The organism is Corynebacterium sp. HMSC074E01, from assembly GCF_001808885.1.
Taxonomy (GTDB): domain Bacteria; phylum Actinomycetota; class Actinomycetes; order Mycobacteriales; family Mycobacteriaceae; genus Corynebacterium.
Genome location: NZ_KV794854.1, coordinates 447520 through 447729 on the forward strand (window position 1 = coordinate 447520; position 210 = coordinate 447729).

Genomic DNA, 210 nt, shown 5'->3' on the forward strand with positions numbered 1-210 from the left:
GGCTCATCCCCGCTTACGCGGGGAGCACGCTCACAGGCAACTTCTCGAACATCGGTAATCGGGCTCATCCCCGCTTACGCGGGGAGCACGCCTCTTGCGCGGGCTGGGCCTCGCCCGGCCACGGCTCATCCCCGCTTACGCGGGGAGCACGCGTCTGGGAATGTGATGTACGTGCCCCCCGGCGGCTCATCCCCGCTTACGCGGGGAGCA